Below are 15,575 nucleotides of genomic sequence, written 5' to 3' on the forward strand. Positions count from 1 at the left end.
AGTCGCTGCATCACAATGATGATGGCGCCGGTGGTCTTGTCGTTGAGCCGGGAATACAACGTGTGGTCATACCACTCGTTGGCATTGCGCCGCTGTGTATCTGACAACGCCTCATCGGGCTTCGTCGGGTCATCGATGATCAAGATGTCGGCTCCGCGCCCAGTCAACACGCCACCGACCGAGGTTGCCATGCGGCCACCGCCTTGGATGGTCGTGAAATCCACCGCCGCACTGCGGTTCGCCGATAGGCGCGTATGGAATACGCTTCGGTACCACGCGCTGCTCATCGTGAAGCGGGTATCGAGCGCGAGCTTGGTCGCCAGATCCTGGCCGTAGCTCACGCAGATGATGTTGCAGGAAGGATCGTGTCCCAGCAGCCAGGCAGGGAACGCCACCGACGTGCAGATCGATTTGAGGTTGCGCGGCGGCAAGTTGATGATCAGGCGACGCGTTTTGCCAAGCCGCACATCGTTCAACTTCGACGCGATGGCATCGATGTGCCAGTTGGGATGGTAGGCGGCCGATTGGTTGAGCTGGTAGAAGACCCGTTCGACGAAACTGGAGAAGTCCTGTCGAAGAAGGGCGTCGATTTCTTGACGGATCATGATGCATTCTCCGCTTCACGAACGCGCTTCATCATGGTGTCCAGCACCCGCTGATCGTCGCGGCCCAACACATCGTCGTCCACTTCGGCGGGCTGCTCCAGCGTGCTACGCAGCCCCAGAATGATTTGAATGGCTTTGCTGTCGCCCTTGACCGCCTTGGTGGCCAGCTGCCGCAAATACGCTGCCTCCATCGTGATCGTCTTGGTGCGTCCATTTTCCACAAAGGTGACGCGACGGTTGAGTTCCTTCCGCAACATGACCGCCACGGAAGGTAGTCGCGCGGCACGTCCGTTCGGATTCCCCGACTGCCCCTTCTTGAACTGACTCGCCTTCGGCGGCTTGCGATACCCCACTTCATAATCACCCATGACGACGCTCCTCGGCCGTGTTCAACAAGGTCAAAGCACGCTCTGCAGCGATGGCGGCAAACGTACGACCATCCCACACCATCGTTGCTTCCTGACCCGTGGCGCTTTGCCAACGACGGATCGCGACATCGACATACAGCGGATCCAGCTCGATGCCGAACGCCACGCGACCCGTACGTTCTGCAGCGAGAAGTGTGCTGCCGCTGCCAAGGAACGGGTCCAGCACGGCATGGCCTGGATCGGTGCTGTCGCGAATCGCATCGGCAATCAGTGCGACCGGCTTCACAGTGGGATGCAACGCCAGAAGATTGCCCTCGCCTGTCGTGCGGCCGAACGTGTTGACACCCGCATAGCGCCAGACATTGGTGCGGTATCGGCCAAAGCGACCTAACTGGACGTTGTTACGATGAGGCGCACCCGGGTGACGCAACACGAAGAACAGTTCGTGTTGACTGCGGTAAAGGCTACCCATGCCGCCGTTGTCTTTCGCCCACACACAGAGGTTGAGCGAATCCAGTCCGACCGCTTCGTAGGCATCGATCATCTCTTTGATGTGTCGCCAGTCCATCGCAAGGTAGACCAACGCACCCGGTTCGCTGTGGGCACGCATCAGTCCAATGCTTTGAGTGAGAAACGTCGTGAAGGCCTCGCGGCTCATCTCGCCAGAGGCCATCGCAAACTCACGATGGTGGATCGCCCCATTACCGCTGACATGGCCATCGACGCGCACGTTGTAGGGTGGATCAGAGAAAACGGCCTGGACCTTCTTGCCGTCCAGCAATCGGTCATAGTCTTCAGCAAGTAACGCCGAGCCGCACAGGATGCGGTGTAAACCGAGTTGCCACAGATCACCCAGCGTAGACACAGCCACGGCATCGGCTGCAGGCAACTTCACCGTTTCGCTGACATCATCTTCGGCGCCGCGAATGCGAAACTCGATCTCAGGCATCTCAAAGCCAATGGCGTTGAGATCGAAATCGAGATCGACGTTGCTCAGGATGGTCAGGTTCTCGGCCAGCAGGCGCTCGTCCCATGACGAGTTATCCGAGAGCGCGTTGTCAGCAATGCGGTAGCCACGGATCTGGTGTTCCGTCAGGTGATTCAAGCTGATCGTCGGCACCTCGGTCCAACCCAAACGCATCGCCGCCTGACGACGGGCTTCCCCGGCGATGACGGCGTTGTCGTTATCGATAAGCAGCGGATTGTTGAAGCCAAAGGCTTCGATGCTCTTGGCCAATTGAACGATCTGACGCGCGGAGTGTTTGCGAGGATTGTCTGAGCAAGGTTTGAGATCTTCGATGCGACGAACGAGGATCTGTGCGGCGCCGATACGAGGTGTGGTCATGATGTCTCCATGGGTACGAAGTTGCAGATAACAAACAGGCTATTTATGGGTATTTTTACCTCTAAATGGATGAATGAATGACTCAAGACTTGGGACCGGTTGGTGTGTAAGGAGCTTTCGCGGCGTAAACCATGATCGGGATCATCAAGGGCATAAGCGCGATCGTCGTGGTGTCTGGACCGTGAATCAGTTGGTCAAGCAAATGTTCCAACACCTCGGGTGACACATGATTCGAGTCAACGATTTGGGTATCGCCCGGACGAGGTGAGAAGCGACCCTTGAAGCTGATATAGATGTCGTTCTGATAGAGCGTGGTTTGATGCCTTGCTTCGAGGGCTTGGCGGTCCTCATACGCGGCCTCCGGAATACTTTTGAAGCAGTCGCGATATGCCTTGCGCATGATGGGCCGCCGCTCAACCAAGTGCTTCAGCAGTCGGGCAGGGACACCGCGACGAAGTGCCTCGAAGGCGACGGCGACATCCATCAGATCGTAAAACGAGTATGTGACTCGATTGCCCCTACCCTTTTCTTGCGCACCGTCAGCGAACGGAATGCCGATCTGTTTGAGGTAACGAAGCTGGTCCAGTACTGATTGCTCGGGCGTTTGCCCGCGGCAGACTGTCCAGGCGACCTGACCGCGGGTTAGTGCAAAACGAGGAACCATAGCGGTACGACTTATTAGAGGTAATTTATGCTTATCATGATCCGAACTTGGCTGATGTCAAGTTCGCGCAGACTGATTAAGGTCGTAAAAACCGCAGCGTCGGATCATTCGCTGCGCAGATTGCCTGCGAGCTTCAATGAACTCAGCGAGCTTACGGAGGAGCTAGTCGATGGGCTGCCGAATTGCCTCAAAGATTCCGTTCAGTCGTTGAAGCACTTGTGCCCGTGTGGGCCCGGGTGCGTACCTGGAGGACATACGAGTCCAGTTCTAGCGTCCTCAACACAACCCACCATCGAAGCAAGGGCAAAGCAGCAAAGGATCAGGAGAGCACAACGCTTGAAGTTTTTCATGATTGGGAGCCTTGGGTTGGTATATCGACACTGGCATCTAGAGTGTGAACAATGAGTGCGAGCTTGATTGGACCCAAGAGAGTCTGGAAGACTAGTTAGGCACAGAATCGACCAACTTCGCGTTGATCTTCTTACCAGCCTGAGTTGCGACCCAATGGCCACTGAGCGTCTGCCGTATGAGGCCTTTCATGAGAAGGGCAGCATAGAGGGTTCTTTCGTGCATCCCCTTATTCAGATCACTGCATACGTCGCGGAGGACACTCTGTTCATCGCTTGGTAGTTTCATAAACCATGCTTGTCTATTGAGACTTTCAGGAGTCTTTCAAAACCGTGGTGTTGAATGTTGCACTGTATGAGTGCTCGCCATGGGTCGAAGTTGGTAACTTTTCGATAGTGGCAGCGAAAGACCGTGCATAAGGGCTCGCTGATTCACAGTGGGCATGGATTGGAAATCGATCATGGCCGCTCAGTCGTTCCTGAAAGCAATGCTCGGCGCTTGGTTGCTGATCGCATGCAGCGAGGCATGTTTCGCTCAGACACCGCCCGTGTCGCCGAACCCCGTGGTGGTCGAACTGTTTCAGAGCCAGGGTTGCTCGTCCTGCCCTCCAGCGGAGGCCAATCTCAACGCGGTCGCGGGCGAGCCCGGCATTCTGGCGCTCTCGTTCGGGGTCACCTATTGGGACAGCTTGGGTTGGAAGGACACTTTCGCCACGACCGCGTACACAGACCGCCAATGGGCATATGCCCACCGCCGCGGACGCGACAATGTGTGGACTCCGCAGATATATGTGGACGGTCACATCGATCTGGTCGGCACCGACCCTGCTCAACTCGCAACAGCGATTGCGCAGGCGAGACGTCGTGCGATGGCAACGTCGCCCAGTTTTTCGTGGCAAGTGAATCAGCTCTTGATCGGCAAGGACGCGTCGATCTCCCCTTGCGACGTCTGGCTGGTGCGCTATGACACTCGGACCATCCAGGTGGGGATCAATGCTGGTGAAAACAGCGGCCGCACCTTGCCCCACCGCAACGTGGTGCGCGAACTGATACATCTCGGCCGCTGGGATGGCAGCGCGAGGACATTCATCTTGCCTCCGCCTGCTTTGAACGGACTTTCGACGACTGCGCTCGTGCAGTCAGGAGCAGGCGGCGACATCATTGGCGCGTCGAAACAGCCTGGGCCGTAAATACAATCGTCGATTGGGCTGAAAGCGAGCCGTACTCGGCGGACTCCCTTACACCGCTGGACGTATTGCGCCTAGCAACGTCCGCTTGGGGTCGAAAGCGGACATCGGAACCCGTTGCTCTATTGTTTCGTAGAAATCTTGGAACTAGCTACCGTGATCTTCTCTATAGCCTTGAGAATGGCAGATTGTGAACCAACGGAAGGCCCAATTTGACCAAGTTTCAAGCGTCTGCTCTCTTCTAAAGCGACTCGCAATCTCGGCAACGCGCGAAACGCTTTGGAACCAACATTTCCCAAGGCGATGGCGCCAGCGGCGCGAACTCCATCGTCGGAACTTAGCAACAAATCAGCTAGCTCATCGACATCCTCACTGCTCAAGGTATTTTTTTGGGCTGCGGATAGACCATCAATGCACTCATACAAGGCTGTGGCGGATTCCATCCTTGTTTCTTCTTGCGAGCTAGCTTCGATATTTCGCACTGCGACGGAAATCGTGCCGCACGCCGTCTTTTGTACTCCCCCCGCATACGCGCCTGCGAGTGAGGTCAACGACATTGCAACTAATGTGGCGCCGGTTGCTACTGCTGTCCGAGACATGCGCAAAAGATCCTTTCTTTGCCAGATCAGTTTGAATTTCAACGTCCACTTGGGGTCGAGAGCGGACATTCCCAGACCCGCGTTGTATCGTTCGCTAAGAAAACGATTCCCTATTTATTGAAATCTGGAATCCAATAGGAAGCGGTTTGTAGAGATCATCCTTCGATATAGTTGCTGCTTTGTGGAAGGATCTGAGCTCCTCTACGTTGAGCGAAGCGACCACAAAGTAATCCTCATCCCCGCCTTTAACCCGCACGACATCGCGATCGTAGTCGAGCCTGAACGGTGCCCTCACGCGGCTGTCGCCGTATCTGCGGTTATTGACTTGCACGATGTAGGCATGAACGTCGAGCGCTGCGGACTCAACAAGCGCGGCGAATGACGTGGTATCCGGATTCCACTCAAGCGCGAAAACGCTGTCTACGAAGCCTTGAGCATGTCGACGGTTATCAATGTTGGTGAGATCGCTGCAAAGCAGGACGCTGAAGAAGTGCGCTCCGTGTTGGAAGATTGGCCGGCACTCTTCGAGATCGGGATGTTTATAGAACACGCGGCCAGCGTTTTTGACAGCCTTAGCTTCACGGTGCGCTGGAATCATCTTTGGTTGAGCATACAAGACGTGTGAGCCATATCCAGGCCATCGACTTGCTAACGAGATCAACGCATCGTTTCGAAATGTTCCCGTCTTCTTCCAGTTTTCAAGGCCGCAAAGGATGGAGATTCCCAGCTTAGCAAGCTTGATAGCCACAGGAATTGCCCAGCGACGGGGCAAGCTGGCCTCTGGAAATACGATGTAGTCAACAGTCTCGTTAGAGCTAATAATATTATTGATGATTCGATGGATTCGCTTGTAGCGCCTCAGGCTAAGATCTGGCGCCTTATCGAGCGTTCGGGCCCACTGTTCGTCGCTGGAGAAAAAACTCGTGAGTGCCACTTTATAGACGGGCTTCGATTTGTAAGGGACCAAAAGATTCTTGACGTGCGAGCGAAATCGGTCGCTTGCCATATGGGGAGCGTGGTCAACCTTGATTCGCGCACCTCGAAGCGAGAAGACGGCGTCCTCCAGCTGAGCAGAAGAATCTAGGAGCGTCGGTGCGGAAAAAATTATTTCTGCGACGGACAACGGACGCGTCGGAAAAGCGATTGCCGGCCAGTGTGGTCTCTTAAGGCCGCTCGTAACGCGCTTACGAAATCTAGTGATGCCCGGAAGGCGGAGTGCTCGGAGTACGCTCTTGTCCATGGGAACCGACGGTTGGCGTCCAGGATCAGGGTTATCCTCGAACCAAAAATCCTTGTAGGAGCGTCGCCCGAAATCGCACCGAAGAACATGTTCAGAAAGAGTTTTGACGGTATTTTCGGCCTGCGGTACACCTCGAACATCGTAGTTTCTCTTGATCTTGCGAAGAACCTTTAGAAAAGAGGGTGAAAACTTAAATCCACCCACGGTTGAGGATTGAATAGCCGTCCTATAGAAGCCTTCACCGTAAAACTTCACGCAGCTCTTGAATGCTTTGGCATGGTCTGTTCCTGCGGTCGACGTTGTTCTAATTAACACCGCTACTTTGTCGAAGGCGTCGAGGAACAGACTTGCATAGTCGTGGTCGCCACAAGCCACCATCAGCCCGAATACTCGATCTAGATAGGCGTGATAGTTGAAGAATCCCTTTGGCGTTAGCACGTGACGTAATACAAGGCCGTAGAAGGCGCGTCGTTGGCTGAGCCACGCTCCGGGCCTAAGATCACGTGCGTGAGCTTCGATGTCCCGAAGAAGCAGAGCGAAGCCAAGTCTTCGAACCGACACAACATCAGCCTTTCGAAGAGCGTCTGCCTCAAGGGTGGCGTCAGGGGTGGCCAGCAATGCTTTTGAAATCATCTCACTGTCGTCTTCCGGCAGATCCGGAAGCAATCGATGTTCGCTTGACTTCTGCTTTATCTGATCCTCAATCTGATCAATGAGATCCAAGCCTTGCTGACCAGATAGAACGAAAATCTTCTGCTTGTCGCCGGAAAACTCGATAAGGGAATCGTTGGCGTAAGGAGGAGCGAACACCAGCGCAGGCGGGCCGTGATCTGCCTTGATCACTCGCAATGATTTGGGGGAAAGCCTAGCGACTAATTTAAAAAAGTCGCGCCCCGAACGAACAGGTGGATCTCCAGAGCAAACTAGAAAAATATCGTCGACGTATCGACCGTAGTAAATCGGCTTCAGTTTGGTCTGAATAAGCCGGTCGAACTCGATGAGTACAAGGTTTGAGATTATTTTCGACGCCGATAGGCCTACGGGAAGGCCACCTTCCGGACGCGTCTTGGCATCAGGGGTTCTTCGATACCAGTTTTGCGTGCTCTCAATGAAATCACGAGTAAAGAGACTCTGATCTTCGTCCAACTGGATGCCGCACACCTTCATAAACTCACTCGAGAGAAGGAAGGTGGGTGATACATGATGATAGAAGCGCCGAATATCCATCGTCACAGAGACAATGGGGACATCGCGGGCAAGCGCGGTGCGCATAGCGCGAAGACCACCTGTTCGCCAAGCGCTATATGCTCCGAAATAGGGGACAAATAGTCCGGCGCATTCTTCGTTGAGGATACCCGTGCTGTACTTGGACGATCCCGTGCGGCGCAGTCTGTTGCCGTACGTGCACTTTGGGTCAAGCTTGGCGTCGTAAATCTCGCCCGCTTTCATGATCCACAAAGCCGAAATAACCTGATACTCCACAGACGCTCGGATCACTAGCCGAAAATCAGCGCGAGCACGGTCCCGAGAGGATTCCCGATAGCGATGATTCCAGTCGTCTGAAACATCGGAGATTGAGAAATGCATGGATCCTGACTTCCATGAGTCAGGTTCCCTGATCGATTTCGGAACGTAAGCGTGCCCACCAATGAACCTTGCGTCGTCGACCCAGTCGCCCCTATCAAGGCGAACCTTTAGTGCCCTTAGGTTCCGATCGAGGCTACGCTCATAGGCATCGAACTTGAGCGGATCGCAATGCATTCCTTCGTAGAAGGCATCGGCCTTAGTTTTTCGATAGGCACGGTAGATATCCGACAGCGAAATAAAGTCGGCTGAGTAGCGCGGTTGAATGGCCAAGTAGTACCCCCTTCTTCCCTGTCTGTCGGAATAATAGGGGCTAGCGTTGTGCTGGTCACCTCTCCCATGGCCGATAGAAGCAGCGCAACCTCTAATCTCGAGTACCCAGTGAAACTCCTTGCCGAGAACTGTATCGCGACCGTGTACAGGTCCCGCTGCTCCCCGAAAGTGGCGGCCTCTAGCGCATGAAGGTGCTGATCGACCTTGATCAAGTCCTCGGGAACGCTTTACGCGTGGGATGCCGTGTCGAATAAGAACACGCGACTGCGGTGAGGCAGTTGCTGTCGACGGTGCGCCAAGCGTGGCCGTCTCCTGGCGAGTCGAACTTGTACCTAGTATCCGCTTCGGGTCGAAAGCGGTCACTCACGACCGGAGTTAAGCCGGGGGCGAAACCGTCCGCCTAACGCTGGAGTTGAGCGGCACCGAAGGTGTCCGCCTTGAACGAAGAGTTAGAACTCTTGCGAACGTGCCCAGCTAAGCAGCTCCGTGGCCAACCGCTTTGCCTGCGAGCTGAAACGCTGTTCCAGTAGCGCACGCTCTTGATCGTAGCGAACGAGCGCATCAGGCGACCACAACTCGCGCACCGGGCCAACAGGAAAGTTGTCAGCCTCGGAGGCGATGCCGATAAATGAGATGAACAAGGGGTTGCTGTCTTGTCGAAGTGCAAAGCGTGCATGACAAACCCAGCGACTTACCTCGACAACACCGATCTGAGAACTAAGGAATGCTTCGAGAGCATCGACGAGCAAAGCTTGATTTTCAATATTCTCGGTGCTGCCCATAAGTTCTAACGCTGGAGTTAAGCGGCGGCGAAGCCGTCCGCTTGGATGACTGGTTAGGGGGGCAGCGGGTGCACGTGCTGACCACTCGCCCCAATAGTCCCTGGACGCTGAGTTTAACTCAGACGCCTGGATCTGATTGCCGGAATCTAAGAACAGGGCGGCACCACCGTAGCAAACGGAAAGCATGCCGATCGTGCAACGAATTTCCAACGCTCCATCCAGCTCTGCGTCTAAAATTTCTGGTTCAAGCGCGGCGATGTCCGTCAAACACGAGATCAGCGGACCATCCCAGGGCTGGAACGAGAATTGAGTGCAGCCGGAAAGTTTGATGACGAATCCCGTGCCTTGACTTGGAAAGCGGTTTCTCAGGTATGGAATGGCTATGAAAAGAGAGACATCGCCGGGAACGGCACCCTCGACGCGCTGGATTGCTCCGTCATGAAATGGCCCCCACAGCGACAAATCCACACCTGCCCCCTAACTACCAATTAGATGGACCATAGCGTCCGGTTATACATCTCTGAACTTGCGAAGTCGTCGCGCCGCGAGCTCCTGATTCTACGCGAACTTATCAGTGCTCGGTCCGGCTAACAAGTTGGCGAATAGCCGGATGGAGAGTGCCTTTAGTTGAGTCCGCTTTGGGTCGAAAGCCGACCTCGATACGGGTGGCGGGCGGCGGAGCCGCCCGCTTGGGCGCATTGTTAGCCAAATGCAGCCTAGTCATGGCGTCTGTAGCTTTACAGCGGACTCTCTTTGCGTAACACCAAAGAAGTTGCCGGAGTTTAGATATGTGACGTTGACCACGACGCCGTCTTTGACGATATAGGTGTATTCAATGACGCCGTTGCCGTGCTTTGGCTCGATGTCATAAGTAAGGTACTCGGAGCCGGTAATGCTGAGTGATTTATCGGGTGTGCCAACGTATTGAATAACCTCATCAACTGCCACTTTGTTAAGCGGAAATTTTTTAAGATAAGCCGTTGCGTGAGTTGAGAGCGTTGGACGGTAAATCCCATTCGAACTTTTGTCCGAGGCGCTCGCGCCGCCAACACCGATGAAAGCGAGCGCAAGGAATAGAGCAAATTTCTTCACGAGCATCCCCCTGTTTATAGCTAACTACCAACCAGCCGGCCTCAGCCTGCTTGTTCGTTTCTTTGAGCACGCCCGCAAATTCCGGCGCAAACCCCGATTCACTGGAGCTTATCCGTGCCCGGTTTGGCCAACAAGCTGTTGAGTAACCGGGTAGAGAATGCGTGTAATTTGGCATCCGTCATGAGTTGAAGCGGTCATTCAAAGCTCTGAGATGAAGAGCCTATCTGAACCGACTTGGTCAACGAGCGAGCTAAAACGAATGCCGTTCCGGCGGCGCCGCCCGGCTATAAGCTACCTTAGCTGGCGCCCCACTCATAATTTTATAAAGGAAACCCATGGCTATTGATCTGAAAGCACTGTCCCCCAAAGAACTCCAAGCGCTCATTGCTGGAGCCAACGCGCAAATGCAGGAAGCGCGCGCCACTCAAATTCGCAGCGTCCGCGACAAGATTGATGGTTTGCTCAAATCTGCTGGTCTGAGCTTGGACGAGGTCTACCCGACTCGTCGTAGCAAAGGCGCCAAGGTCGGGAAAGGGTCGCCGGTCGCTCCGAAGTACCGCAATCCTGCAAGCCCTGAGCAGACGTGGTCGGGACGTGGCAAACGTCCGTTTTGGCTCTCAGGTGCACTGAAGAAGCGCGGTACGTCCATTGATAGTTTTCTCATTAGCGGTGGCGCAGCCAGTGCGGCCGTCGCCAAGAAATCGAGCACCAAGAAAACCGCCGCCAAGAAGTCTGCCAAAAAGTAAGGTGACTTAGACTTTGGTCGTCAAGGCGCCTATATGGCGCCTTTTTCTTGAGAGGAAGATTTCTGCTTGACTGTCTGCCCGGGCAGAGCGTGCATGGTGCTACGGAGGGCTCTATGCCAAGACAAACGCGCAAACTTGAAATTCCTGCACCGATCGATCCCGATACACCCTTGGAAAAACTCACCGCTGCCCAGCTCAAGCTGGTCTGGGAAGCAACGTTCCCCTGCCCGCCCCTGCAGCCGTTCTATCGATCCCTCGCCATTCGGCTGATTGCCTTTCATCGCCAAGAATTGGTCGACGGCGGGCTGAGTCCGGAGCTTCGCCAGCAGTTGGCCGAATATGCACCGGGTGGCGTCAAGGACGCCGCACGTCGCGCCCAGCCGCGGGTCAAACCCGGAACACGGCTCTTACGAACATGGCGTGGCCGGCTCTATGCCGTCACCGCGGGCGATGGTGAGTTCATCTATGAGAACCGCCGCTACCGAAGTCTTTCGGTCATTGCTCGGGAGATCACCGGCACACCGTGGTCGGGACCGGCGTTCTTTGGCCTGAAGACGGCGGCTACGCCGATCTTAGAGGTCGACGCGTCATGACCGACATACGGTCGATACGGTGTGCGATCTACACCCGGAAGTCGTCCGAGGAGGGTCTGGAGCAAAGCTTCAATTCGCTCGACGCACAGCGTGAAGCTTGTGAGGCCTATATCACCAGCCAGCGTCATGAAGGCTGGCAGTGTTTGCCTAATCGTTATGACGATGGCGGCTTCTCCGGCGGCAACCTCAAGCGCCCTGCCTTGGAAGCCCTGATGGTCGATCTGCGTGCGGGCAAGGTCGATCTGATCGTGGTCTACAAGATTGATCGGCTCACCCGCTCGCTCATGGACTTCTCATCGTTAGTGGCGACCTTTGATACACACAAGGCTTCCTTTGTCTCAGTCACCCAGCACTTCAACACCACCACCTCCATGGGACGGCTCACCCTTAATGTTCTGCTGTCGTTTGCACAGTTCGAGCGAGAAGTGACCGGAGAACGTATCCGCGACAAGATCGCGGCCTCCAAACGCAAAGGCATGTGGATGGGCGGTCGGGTGCCGCTGGGTTATGTCGTCGAGGATCGACAGCTCAAGATCAAGGAGGAAGAAGCCACTCTTGTCCGACACCTCTTTCATCGGTACCTCGCGCTCAAGAGCGTGGCGAAGCTTCAGGTCGAGCTCAAGCATACGAACCAACGCACCTTCTCGCGTGGCGCGCTTTACCTGCTACTGCAAAACCGGCTGTACAACGGCGAGATCGTCCACAAGGAACTGGTCCATGCTGGACAACACGAAGCACTCATAGAACCAGAGCTATGGAACGCGGTGCAGGCACAGCTGGAAACGCATCGCGATGAGCGCAAGGTGCGTGCAGGTGTCGAAGAAGCAGGCCTGCTGTCAGGACTATTGTTCGACAAGGCCGGCAACCGTTTGACGCCGACGCATGCGGTCAAGGGCAAACGGCGCTATCGCTACTACACGCGTCGAGCTATCGCGGGCGAATCGGCAAGCACCAAACTGAGCGTGCCGGCACACGGTCTAGATGCGATGGTCACGGATCTGTGGCTCGACCTATTGAAAGAACCGGATCTCGATCAGACGTTGGAGGTGCCGGATGATCGGCCCGAGGCTGGACTGTGGTTACGGCAGGCAGCAACAAGTTTGCGCGAGGACTGGGCGAGGCAAACCGCTCATGAGCAGCGGCTCGTATTAGAGGAGACAGGCGTTACGGTGATCGTCGAGCACGATGCGCTAATACTCAGTTTTCCCGCAGCGAGGCTACGCGCTCACCTTTTGCAAGAAGAGGATCGACCTGCATCCAACGAGCGCACTTGTCGGATCGAACGACGCCGGCCTATGGCGGTCGCCCGCTTCGGTGGCGAGCGTCGCATCTTCGACTCAGCAAAGACCCAACAAATCGGAGTGACGGCGAACCACGAAGTGCTACTCGCGACGATTGCGCGTGGTCGACGGTGGTACGAGGACCTCACGCAAGGGCGTGCAGCCAATATCGCGGACATTGCGCACCGCGAAAGTGTTACCGACGCATCGATCCATCACGTGTTGCAGTGTGTTCTCGTGCCAGCGGCGCAGATTCAGCGGCTGCTGGATGGACAGGCTGACCCGGACTTCAGTCGGGCATCGGCGATGAGAGGGTTTCAGGGTTAAGAACAACTCGGTGGGGGACCAATGCACTCCTCCCTGCCAAGTCCGCTGTCGGCGGCAGATTCAACGCTGGAGTTAAGCGGCGGCGCAGCCGTCCGCCTTGAACGAGTAGTTAGGTGGCTAGCCTAGAAGCACGATAAATGGCCACGCGATACCAAGTGCAACAAGGATAAGGAAGAAAGCCGATAAAAACGTGTACCTGGAACGAGCTACACACATAAGCCCCCAGGGCAAAAGGAATAGCGGACCGGCCAACGCGAAGCCAAGTGTTGAACGTGCCAAGAAGATTAGAACGACGGAGACGAGTAGGCCAGCCATAGAGATGGCCAGAAGCCGCCGCCGATATGGAAAAAGTGAAGCAGATAGCTGCTGCAGAGAAGCCATGGGAACCTAACGCTGGAGTTAATCGGCGGCGAAGCCGTCCGCCTTGAACGAGATGTTAGACCGCAACTCGCGCGGCCTGCCAGATAGAGGAGCTACGGAACCCGTAACGCCAAAGCGCCAGACACTGAGGAGCGAACAGCAAAATTGCTCCAGCAAACATGTAGTAGTACATGGCAGCATGCGAGTGCCACGCGAGCCATGCAATCAGGCCAACGCCGTAGACAGCGTCAGCTACGAACAGGACGAAATACACGATCCAGAATCTACGCCAGCCAATAGCTAGATGACGCAAGTAGCCCCACAGACCTACAAGGCCGTAAGCGTTGAAGACGGCCAACAACGCATCTAGCAATGAATGAATGCCAAAGCATGAAGAAACCCCGGCGAGTGCCAACAAGGCAAAGTATGCCCACCAGAGGCCTTTCCAGATGCGGGAGTCGGATTTTGTCATTGCGGTCTAACGCTGGAGTTAAGCGGCGGCGTAGCTGTCCGCCTTGAACGAAATGTTAGGCTCGCTAACTTTCGGGTTTCGGCTTTGGTGGATCGAGGAGAGTGAAGTGCAGTGCTCTTGGATCGGACTTATCTGCAGGATGCCAGCGATGCGCCATGAATTTTATTGTGTCACCGATATGATGATCGGAAACAGACAATGGGTCTTCAACACCAACGCGCTCACCCTTCCATGTAACGACGTACGTGACCGATTTGTAACCGTCATCTTCGACTCGAAGAACGTCCTCAATGCGCGCTGTCTCTACGGTGTACGAAGAAACGCCACGCGTGCCGGATTGGCTTGAAGGGGCCACATTCTGTGCCTGTACTGCTCGAGTAGAAAATGCAATTAATAGTAAGAATGCAATTCTAAGATTGGTTTTCATAAGGCATTCCTCACAAGCCTAACGCCTGAATTAAGCCGACTTGCGAAGCAAGTTCGGCTTGAATTAATTGTTAGAATTCACCTTCGGGATGCCCTGCCTGGCTGCATGAACTCTCGCCCGGTCATCTCTGATGATATTTCATCGATGAATTGCATTGGTGCGGTTTCAATGAACTCCGAAAGTAACCAGTTGTGCTGGCACTCAAAGTGGCGGGCTAAACGATCGGGATTGTATCGAGACATTTCGCTAAGGCGATGCATTGCTGCGAATGCAATGGTCATAGGTGAGCGAGCGATAATTGCAGGAATATTGCCGCCGCGCTTTATGTACCAGAGTCTTTGTGGGCCGCAAATGTAATGTATTTGAGCTCGTAGGCTCTGGTGATAGGTGCAGTAGCGAGCAATGCTTGCAGTTCGCTTCTGCGGCTCCCACTTGAATCGCTTTTTGCGCCTTATAAGGAATCGCCCGTCGTCAGACGGGCTGCGCTCGTAACCCGCCGGCAACTTAAGAATTGTTTTCTCTGTAGCGTACTTTCCACTCAATTCTGCGGTGAACCATGCTTCCTTATCGCGGCGAACTACTTTTGGGTTTGTAACAGGAATAAATAGCTCGATCGAACTCTCGAACGTGAGATCGTAAGCTCGATGTATGTATGGAAGGTTGTAGAGCAAGTCGCCAAGCGAATAATCCACCGCAATCGCCGGTTCGCCTAGGCATGTTGCAAGCGCGGGAAGGATGCCGCCCCCCTTGAACCTAACTTTCTCGTTTGAAAGAGAAGTCCTGTCTTTTATCGTGTACCCACTTACGCCGTGCTGATCGTTGAAAGCTACTCCCTTGGCGATCAGCATAGCCTTAACTGCATTGAGAAAGCAGTAATAGGCGGTCAAAGGAGCTGCGGTCCGAGGAAGCTCTTTAGTTGCTGCGTAGAAAGATCTGGACTGTTGCCAATAAAAGCGTGCTTCGCTCTGATGAGACCGCCTTAGCCAAAGATCCACGTAGTCCCATGTGTCAGTAACCAGAACAGTCTTGTCACCAAAACGTGGGCTCGTCACCGCTTTGTGCACGGTGAGGGGGCTGCCTTTGTATGAGATATCGACGAAAGCCATGAGTGAGTTCTAACGCTGGAGCTGAGCGGCGGCGGAGCCGTCCGCCTCGAACGAGTGGTTAGGTGCCGCCCGCTTACGGTACATAGACTAGATGAATCTGGATGAGGAAGCCCGGATTGGCCTCACTTACTCGTACGTGCAACACCAAATCGCTTTGACCCTCCTCTTGTGTCCAGAG

Annotated in this window: 14 protein-coding genes and 1 pseudogene; 4 read left to right on the plus strand and 11 right to left on the minus strand. The window is 54.9% G+C overall.

Going from position 1 to position 15,575, the window contains the following annotated elements; all coding sequences use genetic code 11:
• The 4 genes and pseudogenes from GSQ73_RS17735 to GSQ73_RS17750 all read right to left on the minus strand — a co-directional run.
• A pseudogene (locus tag GSQ73_RS17735) lies at window positions 1-605 on the minus strand (hypothetical protein); the annotation flags it as partial.
• The gene (locus tag GSQ73_RS17740; protein ID WP_158886638.1) at window positions 602-973 is read right to left on the minus strand and encodes a DUF5681 domain-containing protein; all 372 of its coding nucleotides are present in this window, start codon (window positions 971-973) and stop codon (window positions 602-604) included. The gene GSQ73_RS17740 and the pseudogene GSQ73_RS17735, both read right to left, overlap by 4 nt.
• Complete coding sequence (locus GSQ73_RS17745) at window positions 966-2,318, minus strand: site-specific DNA-methyltransferase (RefSeq protein ID WP_158886640.1); 1,353 nt, start codon at window positions 2,316-2,318, stop codon at window positions 966-968. Before GSQ73_RS17745 ends, GSQ73_RS17740 begins: the two co-directional genes overlap by 8 nt.
• A gap of 82 nt (window positions 2,319-2,400) precedes the next feature.
• Window positions 2,401-2,982, minus strand: coding sequence for a hypothetical protein (locus GSQ73_RS17750; RefSeq protein ID WP_158886642.1), 582 nt, complete (start codon window positions 2,980-2,982; stop codon window positions 2,401-2,403).
• A gap of 808 nt (window positions 2,983-3,790) precedes the next feature.
• On the opposite strand from GSQ73_RS17750, the gene GSQ73_RS17755 reads away from it, so the two are divergent.
• On the plus strand, window positions 3,791-4,519 hold the full coding sequence (locus tag GSQ73_RS17755) for a DUF1223 domain-containing protein (protein WP_216844820.1): 729 nt from the start codon (window positions 3,791-3,793) through the stop codon (window positions 4,517-4,519).
• A gap of 119 nt (window positions 4,520-4,638) precedes the next feature.
• On the opposite strand, the gene GSQ73_RS17760 is transcribed toward GSQ73_RS17755, so the two are convergent.
• The 4 genes from GSQ73_RS17760 to GSQ73_RS17775 all read right to left on the minus strand — a co-directional run bounded on the left by GSQ73_RS17760 (window position 4,639) and on the right by GSQ73_RS17775 (window position 10,086).
• Window positions 4,639-5,184, minus strand: a complete 546-nt coding sequence (locus tag GSQ73_RS17760; RefSeq protein ID WP_158886644.1) for a hypothetical protein — start codon at window positions 5,182-5,184, stop codon at window positions 4,639-4,641.
• A gap of 25 nt (window positions 5,185-5,209) precedes the next feature.
• Window positions 5,210-8,212: an RNA-directed DNA polymerase gene (locus tag GSQ73_RS17765; RefSeq protein ID WP_158886646.1), complete on the minus strand. Its 3,003-nt coding sequence runs from the start codon at window positions 8,210-8,212 to the stop codon at window positions 5,210-5,212.
• Between the two features lie 449 nt (window positions 8,213-8,661).
• Complete coding sequence (locus tag GSQ73_RS17945) at window positions 8,662-9,462, minus strand: hypothetical protein (protein WP_216844821.1); 801 nt, start codon at window positions 9,460-9,462, stop codon at window positions 8,662-8,664.
• Between the two features lie 252 nt (window positions 9,463-9,714).
• The gene (locus tag GSQ73_RS17775; RefSeq protein ID WP_158886648.1) at window positions 9,715-10,086 is read right to left on the minus strand and encodes a hypothetical protein; all 372 of its coding nucleotides are present in this window, start codon (window positions 10,084-10,086) and stop codon (window positions 9,715-9,717) included.
• 335 nt (window positions 10,087-10,421) lie between these two features.
• Between GSQ73_RS17775 and GSQ73_RS17780 the strand changes: the two genes are divergently transcribed.
• The 3 genes from GSQ73_RS17780 to GSQ73_RS17790 all read left to right on the plus strand — a co-directional run bounded on the left by GSQ73_RS17780 (window position 10,422) and on the right by GSQ73_RS17790 (window position 13,032).
• On the plus strand, window positions 10,422-10,832 hold the full coding sequence (locus GSQ73_RS17780) for an H-NS histone family protein (RefSeq protein ID WP_158886650.1): 411 nt from the start codon (window positions 10,422-10,424) through the stop codon (window positions 10,830-10,832).
• Window positions 10,833-10,945: 113 nt separating this feature from the next.
• Window positions 10,946-11,425 (plus strand): DUF2924 domain-containing protein, encoded by a 480-nt coding sequence (locus GSQ73_RS17785; protein ID WP_158886652.1) that lies wholly within the window; start codon window positions 10,946-10,948, stop codon window positions 11,423-11,425.
• Window positions 11,422-13,032, plus strand: a complete 1,611-nt coding sequence (locus tag GSQ73_RS17790) for a recombinase family protein (protein ID WP_158886654.1) — start codon at window positions 11,422-11,424, stop codon at window positions 13,030-13,032. The genes GSQ73_RS17785 and GSQ73_RS17790 overlap by 4 nt, the downstream gene beginning before the upstream one ends.
• A gap of 436 nt (window positions 13,033-13,468) precedes the next feature.
• Here GSQ73_RS17790 and GSQ73_RS17795 read toward each other — a convergent pair whose 3' ends face one another.
• The 3 genes from GSQ73_RS17795 to GSQ73_RS17805 all read right to left on the minus strand — a co-directional run bounded on the left by GSQ73_RS17795 (window position 13,469) and on the right by GSQ73_RS17805 (window position 15,397).
• Complete coding sequence (locus GSQ73_RS17795) at window positions 13,469-13,864, minus strand: hypothetical protein (RefSeq protein ID WP_158886656.1); 396 nt, start codon at window positions 13,862-13,864, stop codon at window positions 13,469-13,471.
• A 64-nt stretch (window positions 13,865-13,928) separates the two neighbouring features.
• On the minus strand, window positions 13,929-14,291 hold the full coding sequence (locus GSQ73_RS17800) for a hypothetical protein (protein ID WP_158886658.1): 363 nt from the start codon (window positions 14,289-14,291) through the stop codon (window positions 13,929-13,931).
• A gap of 77 nt (window positions 14,292-14,368) precedes the next feature.
• Window positions 14,369-15,397, minus strand: coding sequence for a YaaC family protein (locus GSQ73_RS17805; protein ID WP_158886660.1), 1,029 nt, complete (start codon window positions 15,395-15,397; stop codon window positions 14,369-14,371).
• Window positions 15,398-15,575 lie beyond the last annotated feature (178 nt).

The sequence above is a fragment of the Rhodanobacter sp. L36 genome (assembly GCF_009765755.1).
Lineage (GTDB): Bacteria > Pseudomonadota > Gammaproteobacteria > Xanthomonadales > Rhodanobacteraceae > Rhodanobacter.